Raw genomic sequence first — 17,757 nt, 5'->3', positions numbered from 1 at the left:
ACGAGAGGGTGATGGCAGAGCCGCAACTTACAGACCAGATCGTCTGGAATGTGCCTGGTGCAAGGATTTTTCAGATCCGCGGGGGCGGATGGCGGGTATTAAGAACCTGGCCAAGGGGCTCGTCGGTGCGGTGCGGGATACCAATCCTGGCGTCCCGCACCGACGAGATTTTTGCGTTTCTCCCCACGATCGTCGCGCTGTCAGTGGCGCTTTATCAAAGCTCAGCCAAACCAGGGATGGTCCCGTGACTGCTGAAGACCGCATCCGCGCCCTGCCCTGCTGGACCGGCAGCATCGATATCGCGCCGCTGCCGGGCGGCCTCAGCAACGCCAACTATCTGGTCAAGGACGCGGCCGGGCGACATGTCGTGCGCTTCGGCCAGGACTATCCGTTCCACCACGTGTTTCGCGAGCGCGAGGTGATGACGGCGCGGGCCGCGCACGCCGCCGGCTTCGCGCCGGCCGTCCGCTATGCCGAACCCGGCATCATGGTGACGGAGTTTCTCGGCGCCAAGACCTATGTCGCCGAAGACGTCCGCAGCAATATCGGCCGGGTCGCCGCCCTGATGCGCGGCTTCCACCGCGAAATGCCCAATCACATCTCCGGCGCCGGCTTCATGTTCTGGGTGTTCCACGTCATTCGCGACTATGCGCGCACGCTGGAAGAAGGTGGCAGCCGCAAGCGGGGCGACTTGCCGCGCCTTCTGACGCTCGCGGACGAACTCGAACGGGCGCAGAAACTGCTGCCGATCGTCTTTGGTCACAATGATCTCTTGCCGGCTAATATTCTCGACGACGGCAGCAGGTTGTGGCTGATCGACTTCGAATATGCCGGCTTCAACACGGCAATGTTCGACCTTGCCGGCGTCGCCTCGAATGCCGAGATGAGTGACGAGGTATCCTTCGCCTTCCTCACCGCCTATTTCATGAAGGAACCGGACGAGGCGATCCGCCGCTCGCACGCCGCCATGCAATGCGCGTCGCTGCTGCGCGAGGCGATGTGGAGCATGGTTTCCGAGCTCTATCTCGACGCGCCCGGCATCGACTATGTCGCCTACACCGAAGAAAACCTGATGCGGCTCGACGCCGCGCTGGAAAACTACAGAACAAAATACGGGATACACGCATGACTTTGCCTACGCGCGCCGGGATCGTCGTCATCGGCGGCGGCATCATCGGCTGTTCGACGGCCTATCACCTGGCCCGCGACCACAAGGCCGATGTCGTGCTGCTCGAACAGGGCAAGCTGACCTCGGGCTCGACCTGGCACGCCGCCGGGCTGGTCGGTCAGTTGCGCTCGTCGGCCTCGATCACGCGCGTGCTCAAATATTCGGTCGATCTCTACAAGGGGCTGGAGGCGGAAACCGGACTGGCCACCGGCTGGAAGATGACTGGCTGCCTGCGCCTCGCCACCAATGCCGATCGCTGGACCGAGTACAAAAGGCTGGCGACGACGGCGAAAAGCTTCGGCATGGACATGCAATTGCTGTCGCCGGCCGAGGTGAAACAAATGTGGCCACTGCTGGAAACCGGCGATCTGGTCGGCGCCTCGTGGCTGCCGACCGACGGGCAGGCGAGCCCCTCCGACATCACGCAGTCGCTGGCCAAGGGCGCGCGCATGCACGGCGCCAAACTGTTCGAGGATGTCCGTGTCATCGGCTTCGAGATGAAGGGCGGCCGCATCACCGCGGTGAAGACCAGCAAGGGCGATATTGCCTGCGACAAGGTGGTGAACTGTGCCGGGCAATGGGCGCGGCAAGTGGGCGCCCTAGCCGGCATCAACGTGCCGCTGCAGCCGGTGAAGCATCAGTACATCATCACTGAAAAGATCGAGGGACTGTCGACCGATGCGCCGACGATCCGTGACCCTGACCGGCGCACCTATTTCAAGGAGGAGGTCGGCGGGCTGGTGATGGGCGGCTATGAGCCGAACCCGCAGGCCTGGACGACGGGTGACGTGCCCGACGACTGGGAGTTCCGGCTGTTCGACGACGACTACGATCATTTCGAGCAGCACATGACCCAGGCGATCGCGCGGGTTCCGGCGCTCGAGACGGTCGGCGTCAAGCAGATGATCAACGGGCCGGAGAGTTTTACGCCAGACGGCAATTTCATCCTCGGCACGGCACCCGAATGCGTCAACATGTTCGTCGGCGCCGGCTTCAACGCCTTCGGCATCGCGTCGGGCGGTGGCGCCGGCTGGGTGCTGGCGCAATGGGTGGTCGACGGCGAGGCGCCGCTCGACCTGTGGGTGGTCGATATCAGGCGCTTCTCCAACCTGCACCGCGACCGGCAATGGGTCTGCGACCGCACGCTGGAGGCCTATGGCAAGCACTACACGATCGGCTTCCCGCATGAGGAATATTCCTCAGGCCGGCCGCGCATCGTCTCGCCGCTCTACGAGCGACTGAAACAGCATCGCGGCGTGTTCGGTTCGAAGCTCGGCTGGGAACGGCCTAACTGGTTCGCGCCGGAGGGCGTCGAACCAAGGGACGTCTATTCGATGGGCCGGCAAAACTGGTTTGCTCCGGTCGGCGACGAGCACCGGCATGTGCGCGAGCACGTCGGCATTTTCGACCAGTCATCGTTTGCCAAATACGAGATGACCGGTGCCGATGCGCTGAAGGCGCTGGACTGGATCTGCGCCAACGACGTCAGCAAACCGGCGGGACGGTTGACCTACACGCAACTGCTCAACACACGCGGCGGCATCGAGGCGGATCTCACCGTAGCGCGGTTGGCCGAGGAGAAATTCTACATCGTCACTGGCACCGGTTTTCGCACGCATGATTCGTCATGGATCAGCGATCATTTCGGCGATGGGCTCGACGTGACGCTGACCGATGTCACCGAGGATTTCGGCACGCTGTCGCTGATGGGTCCCAGGGCACGCGACGTGCTGGCCGCAGTGACCGACGCCGATGTGTCGAACGCGGGCTTCCCGTTCGGCCATGTGCGCGAGATTGCCATTGCCGGCCACACAGTGCGGGCGCTGCGCGTCACCTATGTCGGCGAGCTCGGCTGGGAATTGCATGTGCCGATCGCAGCGACGGGCGAAATCTTCGATGCGCTAATGGCGGCAGGCGAGAAGCACGGCATCCGGCCGGTCGGCTACCGGGCGCTGGAATCGCTGCGGCTGGAAAAGGGCTATCGCGCCTGGGGCTCCGACATCACCCCCAATGACACGCCGCAAGAGGCCGGCCTTGGCTGGGCGGTGAAGCTCAGGAAGAACACCGATTTCGTCGGCCGGCGGGCACTTGAGCAGCTCAATGGCGCGGCGCTGAAGAAACGCTTTGCCGGCTTCACGGTCGACGATCCCGAGATCGTGCTGGTCGGCCGCGAGACGATTCTGCGCAACGGCGAGCCGGTCGGTTATCTCACCAGCGGCGGCTATGGCTACACGCTGGGCAAGAACATCGGTTTTGGCTATGTGCGCAGCGCCGACGGCGTCAGTGACGATTTCCTCGCCACCGGCGACTACGAGCTGGTGGTGGCGATGGAGCGGACGCCGGCAAAAATCCATCTGCAGCCGCTGTACGACGCGGCTGAAGAAAAGATCAAAGCGTAGATTCAGCTCACGCGGAGCGCGATGCCACGACTGGGCACGGTATCCGCCTCGCCCGGCATGGAAACGTAAGGCGGCGTTTCCTCGGCGCGGACGACGATGCCTTGCGCTGCCAGCTCGGCAATGCGCGCGGAAAATCCCGCTTCCCACAGCGTGTTCTTGACCGTCAGCACGATGACGCCGCCCGGCCTGCAGATGCGGATCAGCTCGTCCAGCCCTTCGGCGCCGACATGGCCGGAGGTGAAGACGCCGGCGGAGACGATGCCGGCATAGGCGTCGTCCGCGAAGGGCAATGGCCCACCCATCGCCAGGCAGTGGAGCGCCGTATAGACGCCCTTGGCGGCCGCCTTGTCCAGCATGCCTTGCGAGATGTCGAGCGCCTCGACTTGTGGGTAGCCGGTAATGGTCAGCCATTCGCCGATCAGCCCGGTGCCGGCGCCGGCATCGAGCAGAGGGGCTGCGCCGCGCGGCAAATGGCGGGCAAGCAAGGCAAGGCAGATCGTCGGATGGCGGTAGCCGGCCGCCGACATGTCGGCATCGTAGGTATCGGCCCAGCGATCGTAGAGCGCCGCCACCTCTTCAGGCCGTTTCGCCGCATAGGCGGCGCCGAGCGTGCCATGATGTTTGCCGTCCGTCATCGCCACTCCGTCCGCCGGTCTGTACGCCACATTCTATCAGATGATAGCCAAACGGCGAAAACTGTGGAACCGTCGTGGCGACAATAATGGCATGAGGGGGCTCACGCATGGTGGTCGACGAGGCGCGCGCAACGCTCAAGGGCATTCCGCTGCTGGCAGGCTATGACGGGCCGCTGGAGCGGCTTGGCGGCCTCACCAATCTCGTCTTCAAGGCCGGCGACTTCTGTCTGCGCATTCCCGGCAAAGGCACAGAGGAATATATAAACCGCGCCAACGAGGCGGTCGCGGCGCGCGAGGCGGCAAAGGCCGGGGTCAGCCCCGAAGTGCTGCATGTCGACCAAGGGACCGGGGTAATGGTGACGCGCTTCATCGCCGGCGCCGAGACGATGTCGCCGGAGAAATTCAGGACACGGCCGGGCAGTCCCGCGCGCGCCGGCAAGGCCTTTCGCGCATTGCACGGCTCCGGAGCGGTGTTTCCCTTCCGCTTCGAGCTGTTTGCGATGATCGACGATTATCTGAAAGTGCTGTCGAAGAAGGATGTCGCCTTGCCCGCCGGCTACCACGACGTCGTGCGCGAGGCCGGCACGGTACGCGCCGCACTTGCCGCCCATCCGCTTCCCCTCGCCGCCTGCCATTGCGACCCGCTGTGCGAGAACTTTCTCGATACGGGAGAGCGGATGTGGATCGTCGACTGGGAATATTCGGGCATGAACGACCCGCTCTGGGATCTCGGCGACCTCAGTGTCGAAGGACAATTCGACACGGCACAGGACGACGAGATGATGTATGCCTATTTTGGCGGCGAGGCAAAACCGGCCGAGCGCGGCCGCATCATCATCTACAAGGCGATGTGCGATCTGTTGTGGACGCTGTGGGGGTTGATCCAGCTTGCCAACAACAATCCCGTCGACGACTTTCGCGCCTATGCCGACGGACGGTTTGCGCGCTGCAAGGCGTTGATGGAGACGCCTGAGTTTTCCCGCCATCTGGCGGCGGTGCGTCGGGGCTAAGTACCAGAAATCTGGACCTCAATTCACGCCCTTCGGCACGTTCTCGGGCGGCACGACTGTCTCGACCACTTTCTGGCGATGGAAGATGAACAGGCCCGCGAACACGACGATGGCCGAGCCGATCAGGATGCGCGGGCCGGGAACGTCGCCAAAGAACACCAGACCGAAGACGACCGCCCACAACAACAGCGTGTAGTGCAGCGGCGCCAGCGTCGAGGCCGGTGCCAGCTTCAGCGCCCTGGTGATCATCAGATGCGCGCCGCAGGAGACGATGCCGAGCAGCAGCATGGCGCCGAAATCGAGCGCTGACGGTGTCTGCCAGCTGCCGATGGTCATCGCGCCGCCGACCAACAGCGTGCCGATGGTCTGCCACGTCACCAGATTGGTGTCGCTGGTGCCGCGCAGGCGGCGGTTGAGGATGATGGCGAAGGCAAACGCAATGCTGCCGACCAGCGCGAACACCGCGGACTGCGAGAACGCCGCCGAGGACGGCTTCAGCATGATCAGCACGCCGCAGAAGCCGACCAGGATCGCCGCCCAGCGGCGCCAACCGACCCTTTCGCCGAGCAGGAAATGCGACAGCGCCGCGACATAGATCGGCCCCGCCATGTAGAAGCTCATCACATCGGCAAGCGGCAGATAGACGACGGCGGCGTAGAACAAGGCGGTGTCGAGCGTCGTCGCCACCACGCGCAAGACCTGCAGCTCCAGCCGTTCCATGCGAAACAGTTTGCCGGCGCCTTGATTTGCAATCATCGGCCCGAGCACGAAAAAGGCGCCGACCGAGCGGATCAGCACGACCTGGCCGACGGAAAAGCTGGCGACCAGCCATTTGCCCATGGCGTCGTTCAACGCGAACAGGAAATCGCCGGCCAGCATCAGCAGGATGCCGGCCACGAGAACGTTCCTGATCGTCGAATTCTGGGCTGTTGGCTGCGCCATGCCTTTGCCGGTTCCTGCCATGCGTAGGGTGAACCGCGTCGTAGACACAAGCGGCAGCCTTGGCGAGGCGGAAAAGCGAAAAATCGGTAAGACCAGCGCCGGAAATGGGTGATCTCAAGCGGTTTTGTGCCGCTGGTTCACCTCTCCGGGCCTTCCGGGAATCGACAGCCGGGTGTCCTGCCTGGTCCGCTGCGCCACCACCTTGCCCCTGGCGATGACGCAAAGCCGTTCGGCACGCAGGCGCAAGGCCTCGATCGGGTTGCCAGCGTCGAGGATGACGAGGCTGGCCCGCTTGCCGACGGCAAGGCCGAGATGATCGAGGCCCATGATGGCGGCGTTGACGTTGGTGACCATGTCGAAACAACGGGCCATGTCGGCCGGGCTCGACATCTGGGCGACGTGCAGGCCCATGAAGGCGACGTCGAGCATGTCGGCGGTGCCCAGCGAATACCAGGGGTCAAGCACGCAATCCTGGCCCCAGCCGACGCGGATGCCCATGGCCAGCATCTCCTTGACGCGGGTCAGGCCACGGCGCTTGGGAAACGTATCGTGGCGACCCTGCAGCATGATGTTGATCAGCGGATTGGGGATGGCCGAAACGCCGGCCTCGGCGATCAGCGGCAACAGCTTCGAGACATAGTAATTGTCCATCGAATGCATCGAGGTGAGGTGCGAGCCGGCCACCCTGCCTTGCAGGCCAAGGCGCTGCGTCTCGTAGGCCAGTTGCTCGATATGGCGCGACAGCGGGTCGTCAGTCTCGTCGCAATGCAGATCGACCATCAAGCCGCGACTGGCCGCGATTTCGCAGAGTTCCGTCACCGAGCGCGTGCCGTCGGCCATGGTGCGCTCAAAATGCGGGATGCCGCCGACAATGTCGACACCGAGGTCGAGCGCCCGCAGCGTGTTCTGGTGCGCCGTCGGCGAGCGGTAAAGCCCGTCCTGCGGGAAGGCGACCAGCTGCAGGTCGATATAGGGCGCGACCGTTTTCTTCACATCGAGCAAGGCTTCCACCGCCAGCAAGCGATCGTCGCAGACATCGACATGAGTGCGGATGGCGAGCAGGCCCATCGACACAGCCCAGTCGCAATAGGCAAGCGCGCGGTCGCGCACGGCCTCATGCGTCAGCAGCGGCTTCAGCTCACCCCACAGCGAAATGCCTTCCAGCAGCGTGCCTGAGACGTTGATGCGCGGAATGCCGTAGGAGAGCGTCGCGTCCATGTGGAAATGCGGATCGACGAAGGGCGGCGAGACCAGATTGCCCCGGGCGTCGATAGCGGTACCCGCCGTAACGTCGAGGTCGGGCCCGATCGCAGCGATCGTCTCGCCGACGATGCCGATGTCGGCAATGGTGCCGTCGGGCAGCGTGCCGCCGCGCACAACAAGGTCGAAATTCATCTGTCGTCATCCCTTTTCAGAATCACCCGACCATGGTGGCGCAAAAGACAGCTTGCCGCAGCCGTTTCTTTCAATCGTGGCGAAAGGTTCCATCCTGATGCAACTGGCTCTATAAGCCGCCTTTCGTCCTAACCGGCGAATCCGAAGTTCGCACCAGTGGCGCGCAGCGCAGCGACGAATTTCGGGATCATGCGCAGCAAACCATGGAATCCCGTGTGGCTCCGGATTTGAAATTCCTGAAACGCGACGAGCGCTCGATGGAGAACCAGCGCCTTATCGTGAGGCTGCTGCGGGAATCGTTCCACCAGCACAGGTTTGGGTACGCCGCTGCCATCGCGTCGATGCTGGTGGTGGCAGGCATGACCGGGGCAAGCGCCTGGATTCTGCGTGAGATCACCAACGAATTCGTGATCTACAAGAGACTCGACCGCATTAACCTGATAGCAGCCGCGGTCGCCGCGATCTTCATTCTCAAGGGCGTCGCCAATTTCGTCCAAGCCTACTGCATGAGCCGCGTCGGCAACAGCATCATCGCCGAGCGGCAGCGCAAGATCTATGACCGTATCCTGGCGCAAGGCATCGAGTTCTACCATTCGACCTCGTCGTCCGATCTGATCAACCGCATGACCAACAATGCGCAGGCGGCACGCAACGTGCTCGACCTCATCGTCACGTCCTATGTGCGGGACCTGGTGACCTTGGTTGTCCTGGTGCTGGTCATGATCTGGCAGCAACCGGCGCTGTCCTTGATCTGCTTCATCATCGGCCCCCTGGCCATCTACGGCGTCAACCGCATCCTGAAGCGAGTCCGGAACATTGCCGCAATGGAGTTCCGTTCGATCGGCCAGATCGTGCAGATCATGCAGGAAACCGCGATCGGCGTGCGGGTCGTCAAATCCTTCAATCTCGAAGGGGCGATGCGCGGGCGCATGTACAAAGCGGTTTCCGACGTCGAGAACCGCGCCAACAACATCGCCACGCTGGAAGCCGCCACCAGCCCGGTGATGGAAACGCTCGCAGGGCTGGCGATCTCCGGCTCCGTGCTGGTCAGCGGCTTCCTGGTCCTGCAGGGCGGCCAGATGCCGGGTAACATCATGGCCTTCATCGGGGCACTGCTGCTTGCCTATGAACCGGCCAAGCGTCTGGCGCGCGTACGCATATCGCTAGAAACCGGCATCGTCGGAGTGCGAATGATGTTCCAACTAGCGGACCGGCCGCTGACGCTGGCTGAAAAGCCTGATGCACAGCCGCTCAAGGCGGGGCCAGGCGAAATCACGTTCCATGATGTCGGCTTTGTCTATCAGGAAGGCCAACCGGTGCTCGAGCAGTTCAACCTGACTATCGAGCCCGGCAGGATGACGGCACTGGTCGGACCTTCCGGCAGCGGCAAGTCAACCATGCTGAACCTGATCATGCGCATGTACGATCCGCAGAGCGGCAAGGTGCTGTTCGACGGCCAGGATATCTCCTGCGCAACGCTCAGCTCGGTTCGAGAAAAGATTGCCTATGTCAGCCAGGACACGTTCCTGTTTGCCGGCACGATCATGCACAACATCCGCCTCGGCCGCCAGGACGCGACTGACGAAGAGGTGATCGCCGCCGCCAAGGCCGCCAATGCCCACACCTTCATCACTGCCCAGGCGAACGGTTATGACACGGAAGTCGGCGAGAATGGCGGCATGCTGTCTGGTGGTCAGCGCCAGCGGATCTCGATCGCCCGCGCCATGTTGCGCAACGCGGAGATCCTGCTGCTGGACGAGGCGACCAGCGCGCTCGACGCGGAATCGGAAGCGCTGTTCCGCGATGCGCTGCAGCAGCTGACGGTGGGGCGCACCACGATTGTCATCGCGCACCGGCTGTCGACCGTGCATCAGGCCGATACGATCGTGGTCCTGGAAGCCGGCAAAGTGGTTGAAAGCGGCCCGCACAAGACACTGCTCAGTCAGGGTGGGCTTTACCAGAAGCTTTATGAATATCAGCTGATGCCGTAGCGCCCTTCCCTTCTCCCCTTGTGGGAGAAGGTGGATTGGCGCGCAGCGCCAAGACGGATGAGGGGTGCTGGAGGGAGTGCGGTTGGTGCCAAGCTGGAACACCCCTCATCCGACCGAGCTTCGCTCGGCCACCTTCTCCCACAAGGGGAGAAGGTAAGAGCGCGCTACTCCGGCACGAACCTTACCGCACCCTTTGCCGCGCTCGTCGCCATCGCGGCATAGGCGCGCAAGGCGGTCGTCACCTTGCGCTTGCGCTTTTCCTCGGGCTTCCAGGCAGCAGTGCCCTTGGCCTCCATTGCCGCGCGGCGTGTGGCCAGCTCGGCATCGTCTACGGCAAGGCGGATGCTGCGGTTCGGGATATCGATCTCGATCGTGTCGCCTTCCTGCACCAGTCCGATGAGACCGCCTTCCGCCGCTTCCGGCGACGCATGGCCGATCGACAGGCCCGACGTGCCGCCGGAGAAGCGGCCGTCGGTGACCAGTGCGCAGGCCTTGCCGAGGCCTTTCGACTTGAGATAGCTGGTGGGGTAGAGCATTTCCTGCATGCCGGGCCCGCCGCGCGGCCCTTCGTAGCGGATGACGACGACATCGCCGGCCTTGATCTCGTTGGACAGGATCGCCTTGACGCTGGCGTCCTGGCTTTCGAAGACCCGGGCCGGGCCGGTGAACTTCAGGATCGATTCATCGACGCCGGCGGTCTTCACGATGCAGCCGTCGAGCGCCAGATTGCCCTTCAGCACGGCGAGGCCGCCGTCCTTGGAGAAAGGATGCTCGACTGACCGGATGACGCCCTTCTCGCGGTCGAGATCGAGCTTGTCCCAGCGGCGGTCCTGGCTGAAGGCAACCTGCGTCGGCACGCCGCCCGGTGCGGCCAGGAAGAAGTCGCGTACGCTCTGGCTCGAAATGCGGGAGATGTCCCAATGGTCGAGCGCCTCGCCGAGCGTCGACGTATGTACGGTCGGCAAATCGCGGTTGATCAGGCCGGCATTGTCGAGCTGGCCGAGAATGGCCATGATGCCGCCGGCGCGGTGGACGTCCTCCATGTGCACGTCGGACTTGGCCGGCGCCACCTTGCACAGCACAGGCACCTTGCGCGACAGCGCGTCGATATCGTCCTGATCGAAATCGATCTCGCCCTCGTGGGCGGCGGCCAGGATGTGCAGCACGGTGTTGGTCGAGCCGCCCATGGCGATGTCGAGCGTCATTGCGTTCTCGAAGGCGCCCTTAGAGGCGATGTTGCGTGGCAGCGCGGTCTCGTCGTCCTGTTCGTAATAGCGCTGGGCGAGATCGACGATCAGATGGCCGGCCTCGACGAACAGGCGCTTGCGATCGGCGTGCGTCGCCAGCGTCGAGCCATTGCCGGGCAGCGACAGGCCGAGCGCCTCGGTCAAACAGTTCATCGAATTGGCGGTGAACATGCCAGAGCAGGAGCCGCAGGTCGGACAGGCCGAGCGCTCGATGACCTTGACGTCCTCGTCGGAGATCTTGTCGTCGGCGGCAGCGACCATGGCATCGACCAGATCGAGCGCCTGCGTCTTCCCCGCGAGCACCACCTTGCCGGCTTCCATCGGGCCGCCGGAGACGAAGACGGTCGGGATGTTGAGCCGCAGCGACGCCATCAGCATGCCCGGCGTGATCTTGTCGCAATTGGAGATGCAGACCATGGCATCGGCGCAGTGGGCGTTGACCATGTATTCGACCGAGTCGGCGATCAGCTCGCGCGACGGCAGCGAATAGAGCATGCCGTCATGGCCCATGGCGATGCCGTCATCGACGGCGATGGTGTTGAATTCCTTGGCGACGCCACCGGCCTTCTCGATCTCGCGCGCAACCAGCTGGCCGAGGTCCTTGAGATGGACGTGACCCGGCACGAACTGGGTGAAGGAGTTGACGACGGCGATGATCGGCTTGCCGAAATCGGAATCCTTCATGCCGGTGGCGCGCCAGAGACCGCGGGCGCCGGCCATGTTGCGGCCATGGGTGGTGGTGCGGGAACGATAGGCAGGCATATTTTTTCCTTGGTGGCTGGCTGCGCTCGATGGCTGGCGCGGCGGCGCTGAATTCGGACCGCAGGCGTTATAGACGCCACAATCTGGTATGGCCACAATTTTGCGATGCGCCAGAGCGCATGGCGCAAGCGGGTTGACGAGGGGCGTTCAGCTGTATATAGCCAAATAGGTATATATCTAATTGGCTATGGACGTGAAATGAACCAGCTCGACGCCACCTTTGCCGCGCTTGCCGATCCGACGCGCCGCGCGATCCTTGCCCGCCTCATCCAGGGGGAGGCCTCGGTGATGGAACTGGCCAAACCGTTCGCGATGAGCCAGCCATCGATCTCCAAGCATCTGAAAGTGCTGGAAGCCGCGGGGCTGATTTCACGCGGCCGCGACGCGCAGCGCCGGCCGTGCCGGCTGGAGGCGAAGCCGCTGGCCGAAGCCAATGACTGGCTGGAGCGCTACCGAAAGATCTGGGAAGGCAATTTCCAGCGCCTCGACGCCCTGCTGGGCGCCATGCAGGCCGAAAAGGCTCCCGGCGAGGCCGGCCAATAGCCGAAAGAAAATCAAGGGCCGTGTCGGATCGACAGTTGGCCGGACGTCCTTGGGCAAACAGACAAGCGCAGGAGGACAATCGTGAGCACCACCACCTTGCCCGGCTCGACCGTTGCGACATTGACCGTGACCACGCCGAGCGACCGTGAAGTCCAGATCACCCGCATCTTCGATGCGCCGCGGCCGATGGTCTTCGACTGCTGGACCGTGCCGGAGCTTTTGAAAGGCTGGCTGCACGGCCCCGACGGCTGGCGGCTGGCGGTGTGCGAAATCGACCTCAGGGTGGGCGGCGCGACACGCTATGTCTGGCAACACCGCGACGGTCGCAGCATGGGCATGAGCGGAGCCTATCGCGAGATCGTGCGGCCGAGCCGGATCGTCGCCACCGAACTGTTCGACGAGGATTGGACCGGTGGCGAGACGATTGGAACGGTGACCTTTGCCGATCACACCGGCAAAACGCTGCTGACGCAGACGGTGCTTTACGCCTCGCAGGCGGCGCGCGACGGCGCGCTCGGCACCGGCATGACCAGCGGCATGGCCGACAGCTGCGCCCAGCTCGATTCCTATCTCGCTTCCCTGCAGGACGCCGCGAAGGGCGCCGCTTGACCCTTCCCCCAAAAGAAGCCGCCGCAACCCTAAACACCGAGGAGAACGACGATGCAAAAGATCACCACCTTCCTGTGGTTCGACGACCAGGCCGAAGAAGCGATGAACCACTACATATCCATCTTCAAGAATTCGAAGGTGCTGAGCACAACGCGCTGGCCCAAGGGCCACGCTCTCGAAGGCAAGGTGCTGGTGGCCTCGTTCGAACTCGATGGCGTCCCGTTCCTGGCGCTTAACGGCGGACCGCAATACAAATTCACCGAGGCGATCTCGCTTTCGATCGACTGCAAGAACCAGGAAGAGGTCGACCATTTCTGGGACAGGCTGACCGAAGGCGGCGAACCCGGCCGTTGCAGCTGGCTGAAGGACAAGTTCGGCGTTTCCTGGCAAGTCGTGCCGGAACAGCTGCCGCGCCTGCTTGGGGATGCGGACCAGGCCAAGGCCGGCCGGGCGATGAATGCGATGATGCAGATGGGCAAGATCGACATCGCCAAGATCGAAGAGGCGGCAAGAGGCTGAGCACCGCGCGCTCTTCCCCTTCTCCCCTTGTGGGAGAAGGGAAGAGTGCACTTTACGCCGCCTTGTCGCGGACCTGATAATCCTTGATCGCGGCAAACCGGATCGCCTTCCAGCGCTCGGCTTCGTAGTTGAGCGAGAAGGCGTGCTGGGCCAGAAACACCGGGTCGTTGTCGAGGTCGCGGGCGATGTCGCCGCGATGCGCCTCGATGAAGCGGTAGACCTCGGCCTTGTCGTCGGCCGAAATCCAGCGGCAGACGGAAAAGCGCGACATCTCGAATTCGACCGGCAGCGTATATTCGAAGTTCAGCCGCTCCTTCAGCACGTCGAGCTGCAGCGCGCCGACGACGCCGACGATGGCCGGTGAGCCATCCTCGGGCGAGAACAGCTGCACGACGCCCTCCTCGGCCATCTGGTGCAGCGCTTCCTTAAGCTTCTTGGCCTTCATCGCGTCGCCGAGGCGAACGCGGCGCAAGATTTCCGGAGCGAAATTCGGCACGCCTCTGAACAGGATTTCCTCCCCCTCGGTCAGCGTGTCGCCGATGCGCAACGTGCCGTGGTTGGGAATGCCGACGACGTCGCCGGCAAAGGCTTCGTCGGCGGTGACGCGGGTGCGGGCAAAAAAGAATTGCGGCGCCGACAGGCTCATCGGCTTTCCGGTCCGCACCAGCTTGGCCTTCATGCCGCGCTCGAGCTTGCCGGAGCAGACGCGGACGAAGGCGATGCGGTCGCGGTGGTTCGGATCCATGTTGGCCTGGATCTTGAAAACGAACGAGGTCATCTTGTCCTCGGTGGCCTCGACCTTGCGGGTGTCGGCCTCCTGCGCGCGCGGCGGCGGACCGTAGTTGCCGAGCGCCTCGATCAGGTCGCGGACGCCAAAGTTGCGCAGCGCCGAGCCGAAATAGACCGGCGTCAGATGGCCTTCGCGAAAGGCGTCAATATCAAGGGGTCGGCAAGCTTCCCGCGCGAGCTCCAGCTCCTCGATGAAGGCTTCGCGCTCGTTCTCCGGCAGCAGTCCGGCGACGCGGTTGGAATCGGGGCCGTTGACCGGTGTGCGGTCCTTCTCCGCGTCGCCCCGGCGCACGGCGTTCTGCGACAGATGATAGGTGCCGGAAAAGGTCTTGCCGCGGCCGATCGGCCAGGTGATCGGCGCGGTATCCAGCGCCAGCTTCTGTTCGATTTCGTCGAGGATTTCGAACGGGTCGCGGCTTTCGCGGTCCATCTTGTTGATGAAGGTGATGATCGGGATGTCGCGCAGGCGGCAGACCTCGAACAGCTTCAGCGTGCGCGGCTCGATGCCCTTGGCGGCATCGATGACCATGACAGCGCTATCGACCGCCGACAGCGTGCGATAGGTGTCGTCGGCGAAATCCTCGTGGCCGGGCGTGTCGAGCAGGTTGAAGACATTGTCCTCATACTCGAAGGTCATCACCGAGGTGACGACCGAAATGCCGCGCTCGCGCTCGATCTTCATCCAGTCGGATCGGGTCTGGATGCGGTCCTTCTTGGCCTTGACCTCACCGGCAAGTTGGATGGCGCCGCCGAACAGCAGCAGCTTTTCGGTGAGCGTCGTCTTGCCGGCGTCGGGGTGCGCGATGATCGCGAAGGTGCGGCGGCGCGCCACCGCCTGCGTGATGTCTTCAGCCAATTTGTGGAATCCCATGTGGTGGCGGGCTTCTAGCAGCGCTTTTCCGGCCTGTCGAACAGTTTTGGCCGCAGCCTCCTTGCCGGGTCTTGAGATCAGGCCGCCGCAATGGCATCAGAAGGGCCAATCCGGCAAAGGTCCAGCATGAGCAAGCAAGTCATCGTCATCGGCGCCGGCATCATCGGCGCCTCCATCGCCCGGCATCTCAGCAAGGCCGGCGCGCAGGTGACGGTGATCTCAGAGAGCGGCGCAGGTGGCGTCGCGACGCCGAACTCCTTTGCCTGGATCAACGCCAGCTGGGGCAATCCCGAGATCTATTTCCGGCTGCGCATCCGCGCCATGGCCGAGTGGAAACGGCTGGCAAATGAGCTGCCCGGCCTGCCGCTCGCCTGGTGCGGCGGCCTATGCTTCGATCTGCCGGCCGACAGGCTCGAAGCCTATGCGGCTGAACACTCTTCATGGGGCTACGGCATCGAACGCGTTGGCCGCGAGCGCGCGGCGCAGATCGAGCCCAACCTGGTCGAGCCTCCGGAATTCGCTGTCTATGTCGCGGAGGAAGGCGTGGCCGAGCCGGTTGCGGCGGCCAAGGCGTTGCTGACTGATGCAGAACGGCGCGGCGCACGGGTGGTCACGGGAATCGTCGACAGGCTGGCTCTGTTCAACGGCAAAGTGACAGGCGTGGTCATTTCGGGCGAGACGATGGCCGCCGACGAGGTGGTGATCGCAGCCGGCGCCGGCGCACCGGCCATCTCGTCGACCACCGGCATCAAGCTGCCGATCGAGACACCGGCCGGCCTGATTGTCCACTCGCGGCCTTACAAAAAGCTGCTCAACGGCCTGGTGCACGCCGAGAAGCTGCATATGCGCCAGACAGCAGAGGGCCGCATCATCGCCGGCTCGGATTTCGCCGGCGGCGATCCGGGCGAAAACCCTGACGCCACGGCGCGCGACTTGTTCGCGGCAATGAAGGCAGCCTTGCGCGGCGCCGACGGACTGGAACTGAATTTCCACACGGTCGGCTATCGCCCCAATCCGGTCGACGGTTTTCCGATCATTGGCCGCGCCGAAAGTGTCGCCGGCGTCTATGTCGCGGTCATGCATTCCGGCATCACCCTGGCGCCGGCCGTCGGCCTGTTCGCTACCCGCGAAATCCTCGACGGCGAGCGCGACCCGCTGCTTGCGCCTTACGGCCTGTCGCGTTTCGCTCAATAGCCGGGCGGACGGCGAAAGTCGCCGGTCAGCGGCTCCATCGCCTTGGCGATGCCAAGCAGCCGCGCCTCAGACCAGCGCTTGCCGACCAGCTGCAGGCCGATGGGCAAGCCATCGCGGTCCTGCCCGCCGGGTATCGTCAGCGCCGGATGGCCGGAATAGTTGAACACCGCGCCATAGGCCGGCAGCATCCAGTAGCTTTGCTCCTTGCCATCGACCGCGATCGGCGTCCCCGGCTCGCAATGCGCAAAAGCCGTGGTCATGGCGACCGGGCACAACAAGGCATCGCAGTTTTCGAAACCCCGGTCCCAGGCCAGGATCGACCTGTCGCGACGAGCGAGCGCTTCAAACCATCGCGACACCGGCGTCGGCTGCTCGGATGGCTGCGGCTGTGCGGCCTCCAGCATCATGCCGATCAGTGCTCCGCCCTCGGCCAGATCGTCGTGCAGGTCGAGTTCTGGGAGTTCTGCTTCTTCGACGGTCGCGCCTGCGGTCGCGAGTTGCCTTGCCAGAGTTTCGACAGCGGCGCTGATGGCGGCAGCCACCGGAAACCCTGGAAAGGCAGGAGCGAAGGCGATACGCAGTGTCTTGAGGTCGACCGCCGGGATGTCCTCTACCGGTACAGCCGCAAGGTCGGTGTCGCGTCCATCCGGCCCGGCGATGATTTTGTAGATCAGCGCCAGATCGTCGACGGTCCGCGCCAGCGGGCCGAGGCAGGACATCAGCCGCACGCTGCGCGCAGCGCCGCCCGGATCGGGAAAGGCGCCGGCCAGCGAGATGCGGTGCTCGGTGGGTTTGAGGCCATAGACGCCGCAGAACGCAGCCGGCAGGCGGATCGAAGCCTGCATGTCGGTGCCGACATCGAAAGGCGTCATGCCCGAGCAAACGGCAGCCGCCGCGCCGCCGCTGGAGCCACCCGCCGTGCGCGCGCGGTTCCACGGATTGCTGGTGCGGCCGAACAGCGGATTGTTCGACTGCCAGTCGGAGAGCATGGTCGGCACATTGGTCTTGGCCATCAGCACACCGCCGACAGTCTTCAATCGGGCAACGACCGGGCTATCCTCCTTGGCTACATAGTCGGCAAAGGGTGGAAAGCCGACCGTGGTCTTCATGCCTGCGGTTTCGTGGGTGTCCTTCAGCGTGAACGGCACGCCGTGCAATGGACCGACGGCGTCGCCGCGCGCCTGCGCTGCGTCGGCTTTTTTCGCGCGCTCTCGCGCCCCTTCCCTGTCGAGGTTGATGACTGCGTTCACCGCCTCATTCTGCGCGTCGATCTGCGCCAGATGGACATCCAGCGCTTCGAGGGCGGAGATTTTCCGGTCACGGATCGCGGCAGCGAGATCAATTGTCGAAGAGAAAACGGGGTTCATGATCAAATGCTCCGGCTTGCTGGCCGCACTCCTTGCCAAAATGGCGGATTGCAGCGCGGCTTCAAGCAGAGTTCAGCATTTGAACCTTGGCAGCGCTTGATCGGAATTGCGCTGCGGAGGTCGGTTGGGTCAGCGCTCTACGGCGCCCCCCTCTGTCCTGCCGGACATCTCCCCCACGGGTGGGGAGATCGGCAGCTTGGCCGGCCGCGCCATTCTTTTAGACGTTGGAGATTCGCGAAAACCGCGGTGACATCCAATCTCCCCCCCGTGGGGGAGATGTCCGGTAGGACAGAGGGGGGCGCGAAGGAATGCGACC

The 17,757-nt window shown here is 63.8% G+C and carries 14 protein-coding genes; 8 read left to right on the top strand and 6 right to left on the bottom strand.

The features are described from left to right. The first annotated feature begins 244 nt into the window (after positions 1–244). Both AC1DVW_RS07510 and AC1DVW_RS07505 read left to right on the top strand, forming a co-directional pair. Entirely contained in the window at positions 245–1,129 is an 885-nt protein-coding gene (locus AC1DVW_RS07510) for a phosphotransferase (protein WP_477322182.1), read from the top strand. Then, a complete protein-coding gene (locus AC1DVW_RS07505) occupies positions 1,126–3,567 on the top strand; it encodes a GcvT family protein (protein WP_477322180.1) in 2,442 nt (813 codons plus the stop codon). The genes AC1DVW_RS07510 and AC1DVW_RS07505 overlap by 4 nt, the downstream gene beginning before the upstream one ends. A 2-nt stretch (positions 3,568–3,569) precedes the next feature. Here AC1DVW_RS07505 and AC1DVW_RS07500 read toward each other — a convergent pair whose 3' ends face one another. Then, positions 3,570–4,202: a class I SAM-dependent DNA methyltransferase gene (locus tag AC1DVW_RS07500; RefSeq protein ID WP_477322179.1), complete on the bottom strand. Its 633-nt coding sequence runs from the start codon at positions 4,200–4,202 to the stop codon at positions 3,570–3,572. 107 nt (positions 4,203–4,309) lie between these two features. Between AC1DVW_RS07500 and AC1DVW_RS07495 the strand changes: the two genes are divergently transcribed. After that, positions 4,310–5,212, top strand: a complete 903-nt coding sequence (locus AC1DVW_RS07495) for a phosphotransferase (RefSeq protein WP_477322177.1) — start codon at positions 4,310–4,312, stop codon at positions 5,210–5,212. 18 nt (positions 5,213–5,230) lie between these two features. Here the strand turns inward: AC1DVW_RS07495 and AC1DVW_RS07490 are convergent, their stop codons facing one another. Together AC1DVW_RS07490 and AC1DVW_RS07485 are read right to left on the bottom strand one after the other, a co-directional pair. Beyond that, a complete protein-coding gene (locus tag AC1DVW_RS07490) occupies positions 5,231–6,154 on the bottom strand; it encodes a DMT family transporter (protein ID WP_477241333.1) in 924 nt (307 codons plus the stop codon). Between the two features lie 114 nt (positions 6,155–6,268). Then, positions 6,269–7,549, bottom strand: a complete 1,281-nt coding sequence (locus AC1DVW_RS07485) for an amidohydrolase family protein (RefSeq protein ID WP_477322175.1) — start codon at positions 7,547–7,549, stop codon at positions 6,269–6,271. Positions 7,550–7,785: 236 nt separating this feature from the next. Here AC1DVW_RS07485 and AC1DVW_RS07480 point away from each other — a divergent pair, with 236 nt between their 5' ends. Beyond that, positions 7,786–9,540, top strand: a complete 1,755-nt coding sequence (locus tag AC1DVW_RS07480; protein WP_477322648.1) for an ABC transporter ATP-binding protein — start codon at positions 7,786–7,788, stop codon at positions 9,538–9,540. A gap of 164 nt (positions 9,541–9,704) precedes the next feature. On the opposite strand, the gene ilvD is transcribed toward AC1DVW_RS07480, so the two are convergent. Beyond that, entirely contained in the window at positions 9,705–11,549 is a 1,845-nt protein-coding gene (ilvD, locus tag AC1DVW_RS07475) for a dihydroxy-acid dehydratase (RefSeq protein ID WP_477322173.1), read from the bottom strand. A gap of 198 nt (positions 11,550–11,747) precedes the next feature. On the opposite strand from ilvD, the gene AC1DVW_RS07470 reads away from it, so the two are divergent. From AC1DVW_RS07470 to AC1DVW_RS07460, 3 genes are all read left to right on the top strand, one after another. Beyond that, positions 11,748–12,092, top strand: a complete 345-nt coding sequence (locus AC1DVW_RS07470) for an ArsR/SmtB family transcription factor (protein WP_477275630.1) — start codon at positions 11,748–11,750, stop codon at positions 12,090–12,092. A gap of 81 nt (positions 12,093–12,173) precedes the next feature. Then, complete coding sequence (locus tag AC1DVW_RS07465; RefSeq protein ID WP_477322171.1) at positions 12,174–12,701, top strand: SRPBCC family protein; 528 nt, start codon at positions 12,174–12,176, stop codon at positions 12,699–12,701. A 51-nt stretch (positions 12,702–12,752) separates the two neighbouring features. Further along, on the top strand, positions 12,753–13,220 hold the full coding sequence (locus tag AC1DVW_RS07460; RefSeq protein ID WP_477241323.1) for a VOC family protein: 468 nt from the start codon (positions 12,753–12,755) through the stop codon (positions 13,218–13,220). Between the two features lie 52 nt (positions 13,221–13,272). Here the strand turns inward: AC1DVW_RS07460 and AC1DVW_RS07455 are convergent, their stop codons facing one another. Next, complete coding sequence (locus AC1DVW_RS07455; RefSeq protein WP_477241321.1) at positions 13,273–14,880, bottom strand: peptide chain release factor 3; 1,608 nt, start codon at positions 14,878–14,880, stop codon at positions 13,273–13,275. A 126-nt stretch (positions 14,881–15,006) separates the two neighbouring features. Between AC1DVW_RS07455 and AC1DVW_RS07450 the strand changes: the two genes are divergently transcribed. Further along, positions 15,007–16,074 (top strand): NAD(P)/FAD-dependent oxidoreductase, encoded by a 1,068-nt coding sequence (locus AC1DVW_RS07450; RefSeq protein ID WP_477322169.1) that lies wholly within the window; start codon positions 15,007–15,009, stop codon positions 16,072–16,074. On the opposite strand, the gene AC1DVW_RS07445 is transcribed toward AC1DVW_RS07450, so the two are convergent. Beyond that, positions 16,068–17,441 carry an amidase gene (locus AC1DVW_RS07445; protein WP_477322167.1) on the bottom strand — a complete coding sequence of 458 codons (1,374 nt, stop codon included), beginning with the start codon at positions 17,439–17,441 and terminating at the stop codon, positions 16,068–16,070. The two genes, AC1DVW_RS07450 and AC1DVW_RS07445, sit on opposite strands and share 7 nt — an antisense overlap. Positions 17,442–17,757 lie beyond the last annotated feature (316 nt).

The organism is Mesorhizobium sp. P3_B5, from assembly GCF_056402815.1.
This window is presented reverse-complemented; position numbering and strand designations above follow the sequence as displayed.